The sequence below is a fragment of the uncultured Gemella sp. genome, from assembly GCF_963519265.1.
In the GTDB taxonomy this organism is placed as follows: Bacteria; Bacillota; Bacilli; order Staphylococcales; family Gemellaceae; genus Gemella.
Genome location: NZ_CAUQNQ010000112.1, coordinates 1 through 3,735, shown reverse-complemented (window position 1 = coordinate 3,735; position 3,735 = coordinate 1). Strand labels below are relative to the sequence as shown.

At 32.1% G+C, this 3,735-nt stretch carries 4 protein-coding genes; all 4 read right to left on the bottom strand.

Going from position 1 to position 3,735, the window contains the following annotated elements; translation table 11 throughout:
- Positions 1-812 (bottom strand): AAA family ATPase (locus RWN11_RS07585; RefSeq protein WP_314161121.1); only part of this gene is annotated, 812 nt, incomplete at its 3' end.
- A 21-nt stretch (positions 813-833) separates the two neighbouring features.
- Positions 834-1,547, bottom strand: coding sequence for a ribonuclease III (gene rnc / locus RWN11_RS07580; protein ID WP_314161120.1), 714 nt, complete (start codon positions 1,545-1,547; stop codon positions 834-836).
- A gap of 98 nt (positions 1,548-1,645) precedes the next feature.
- On the bottom strand, positions 1,646-2,779 hold the full coding sequence (gene hemW / locus RWN11_RS07575; protein WP_314161119.1) for a radical SAM family heme chaperone HemW: 1,134 nt from the start codon (positions 2,777-2,779) through the stop codon (positions 1,646-1,648).
- The coding region (gene lepA / locus RWN11_RS07570) for a translation elongation factor 4 (protein WP_314161118.1) at positions 2,779-3,735 on the bottom strand (957 nt) is incomplete at its 5' end. The genes hemW and lepA, both read right to left, overlap by 1 nt.

The following is a 3,735-nucleotide window of genomic DNA, read 5'->3' as shown; positions in this document are numbered from 1 at the left end:
GAAACTAAACTATTCTTGATACTTTCTAAATCTTTAATAAGTTCTTCTTGTCTACTTTCAAGTCCAAGTTTTTCAGATTCTTTGTCTTGTTTAACTCGTAGTAAATCTGCAAGTCTCTTTTGATATTCAGCAATATTATAGACATTTAATAAAATATCTTTCTCTTCAAGTTCATTAGAATAATCAAGATACTTTTGTGTTTTATTCTTTTGATCTTCTAAGATTTCATAACGACCTGAGATTTCTGAGAAAATATCATATAACCTCATTAAATTGTCATTTGTTTTTTCTAATTTTAGATTAGTTTCTTTTTTCTTATTTTTATACTTTAATACTCCTGATGCCTCTTCTATAATTGCTCGGCGATCGACAGGTTTAGACGAAATAATATCTTCTACCTTACCTTGAGTAATAATACTATAACTCTCTTTATTAATACCAAGGTCTAGATATATATCAGTAATATCTTTTAATTTTGCACGTTTATTATCAATGTAATATTCGCTATCACCATTTCTATACAAACGTCTTTTAATTTCACAACTATCTTCTCCGTTAGAAAATGTTACCGCTACTTCAGCAAAGTTTTTTCTTTTCGCATCTTCGGTTCCCGAAAAGATAACATCTTTCATGCTACTACCACGTAAATTTTTAGCAGACTGCTCCCCTAAAACCCAACGAATAGCATCAATTATATTACTTTTTCCCGAACCATTCGGTCCAACAACACCAATTAAATTATTCTTAAATTCAAACGTTGTCTTCTTCTGAAAAGATTTAAAACCTGTAACTTCAACCTTTGCTAATTTCATCTCTTTTTCCTTTCATTAATTTTAAATATCTTTATATCCAAGCTTTTCTAATGCTTGTTTTGCTGAGATTTGTTCTGACTCTTTCTTTGTTGTAGATGTTCCGCTTCCGTATTGTTTTCCACCAATTAAAATAGCACTCGTGAAAGTTTTTGAATGTGATGGACCACTAGAATCAAGAACTACATATTCAATATCACCTAATTTAATCTTCGAAACATACTCTTGTAGTATAGTTTTATAATCTACAAAGCTGTGATACTCAAGATTTTGCACTTCTGTAAATAAAGTATTATTTAAGAAAGTTTTCACCACTTCAAGATTCGACTCTAAATACATTGCTCCTGTGAAAGATTCAAAAATATCAGCAAGTAAAGCTGCTCGGCTTCTTCCGCCCATTTTTTCTTCACCTTTACCTAGATAAATACATTTATCTAAACCAAGTTGCAAAGCATATTTAACCAATGTTTTTTCACAAACAATAGATGCACGTAGCTTAGTAAGCTCACCTTCAGGAAGTTCAGAGAATTTCTTAAATAAAAATTCACTTGTTGTAAGTTCAACAACAGCATCTCCTAAAAATTCCAAACGCTCATAATTCAGGTGCTTCGCGATTCTTTTCTCATTTGTATAAGACGAATGAGAAAATGCATTTTTAAAATTATCACTGAATTTCAAATTAAATCCATACTCTTCATTCAAATTACTAAGTAATCTTTCAATATATGTTCGTTCCATAATTATTCTCCTTTCTTTTATTATTGGGAGAAACTCAAAATTTCACATAAATTATCAAGTTTCCCCCACAAAATCATTATCTTATTTCAAAAACTATATTAATCTAACAAAAACTCAGAGAAAACATCATTTCCATAGAATAATCCTTTTCTAGTCAAACGAAGTTTATTACCTTCAATCTCTAAGTACCCTTCTCTTATGTTTTTGTCAATTACACCTTTGAAGATTTCTTCTGCTCTTTTCCCATACTTTTCTTCAAAAATATCTAAATCTACACCTGCCAAAAGGCGTAATCCTAAGAACATTTCCTCTTCAATTCTTTCCTTAGGTGTTACCATATTTTCTTCACGTCTTGCGTGTCCTTTTTCTAACATACTGTCAATATAGAATTTTAATGCTCCTTGATTAGCGTAACGCACTCCATCGATGTAGCCATGTGCACCTGCCCCAAGACCATAATACTCTATATTCTTCCAGTAACTGCTATTATGAACACTCTCATGACCAGGTCTAGCAAAATTACTGATTTCATACTGTTCATAACCATTTTCTGTTAAGAAATTAATAACCTCATTGTACATTTTCTCCTCAGTTTCATTCGAAGGCAATGTAACTTTCTTATCTCTCACTTGATTATAAAGCTTAGTCTTCTGTTCCAAAATCAATGAATAACAAGAAATATGACTAATATTGTATTCTGCAACCTTCTTCATACTATCATACAAGTCGTCCATAGTCTGCTTCGGTAATGAAAACATTAAATCTACATTAATGTCCTCAATCCCATGTTTTTTACAATTAGCAATCGCCATATCTACATCATCAGCAACATGTCCTCGTCCAAGAATTTTTAACAGTTCGTTATTAAAAGTTTGAACACCCATGCTAATTCTATCAACTCCGTAGCCCTTTACCAAAGCAACCCGAGAATCAACAAGATCCTCAGGGTTAGCTTCAAAAGTAAATTCACGCAGTTGTTGTGGAATTTTATTTCTAAGTGCAGTCAGTAGACGATGAAGTTGTTCATCACTTAATGCACTCGGTGTTCCACCACCAATATAAATAGTTTCAACATTTTGAATATTTTCCATACCCTCAATTTCTTTGATTAAACAATCTATATACTTATCAACAGGTTGTCTTTGTATATAAAACTTGTTGAAATCACAGTATGAACAAATATACTTACAAAATGGAATATGAATATATACTCCGCGTGGATAACTTTTCATTATTCTTCGTCCATTTTCAGAACAGCCATGAAGGCATCTTGAGGAACTTCTACGCTACCAACAGCTTTCATTCTCTCTTTACCTTTTTTCTGTTTCTCTAATAGTTTACGTTTCCTACTAATATCCCCTCCGTAACATTTAGCAAGAACGTTTTTACGCATCGCTTTAATAGTTTCACGAGAGATAATTTTATTTCCAATTGCAGCTTGGATAGGAATCTCGAATTGTTGTTTTGGAATAAGTTTTTTAAGTTTTTCTACAATAACTTTACCACGCTGGTAAGCGAATTCTCTGTGAACGATGAAACTTAAAGCATCGACTTGTTCACCATTTAATAGAATATCCATCTTAACAAGGTTACTATCTTTATATCCAGTTAATTCGTAGTCGAATGACGCATATCCTTTTGTATTAGATTTAAGTTGATCGAAGAAGTCAAACACGATTTCTGATAAAGGTATATCATAAGTAATATTAACCCTCGTATCATCGATATATTCCATATTTAAGAAGATACCACGTTTTTTCTGACAAAGATCCATAACAGCACCTACATAGTCATTTGGTACCATAATGCTCGCCTTAACAAACGGCTCAGTTATCTTATTAATTTTTTGTGGATCTGGCATTTCTGATGGGTTTGATACATCTACCATAGTTCCGTCAGTTTTTTCAACTTTATAAATAACCGATGGTGCAGTTGCGATGATATCAATGTTAAATTCACGCTCAATACGCTCTTGGATAATTTCCATGTGTAACATTCCTAAGAATCCACATCTAAATCCGAATCCAAGTGCTTGAGAAGTTTCCGCTTCATATTGTAACGCAGAGTCATTAAGTTCTAATTTTTCTAATGCTTCACGTAAATCATTATATTTTGATGAATCGATTGGATATAATCCACAGAATACCATTGGATTTAATTTTCTATATCCAGGTAATGCTTCTTTAGC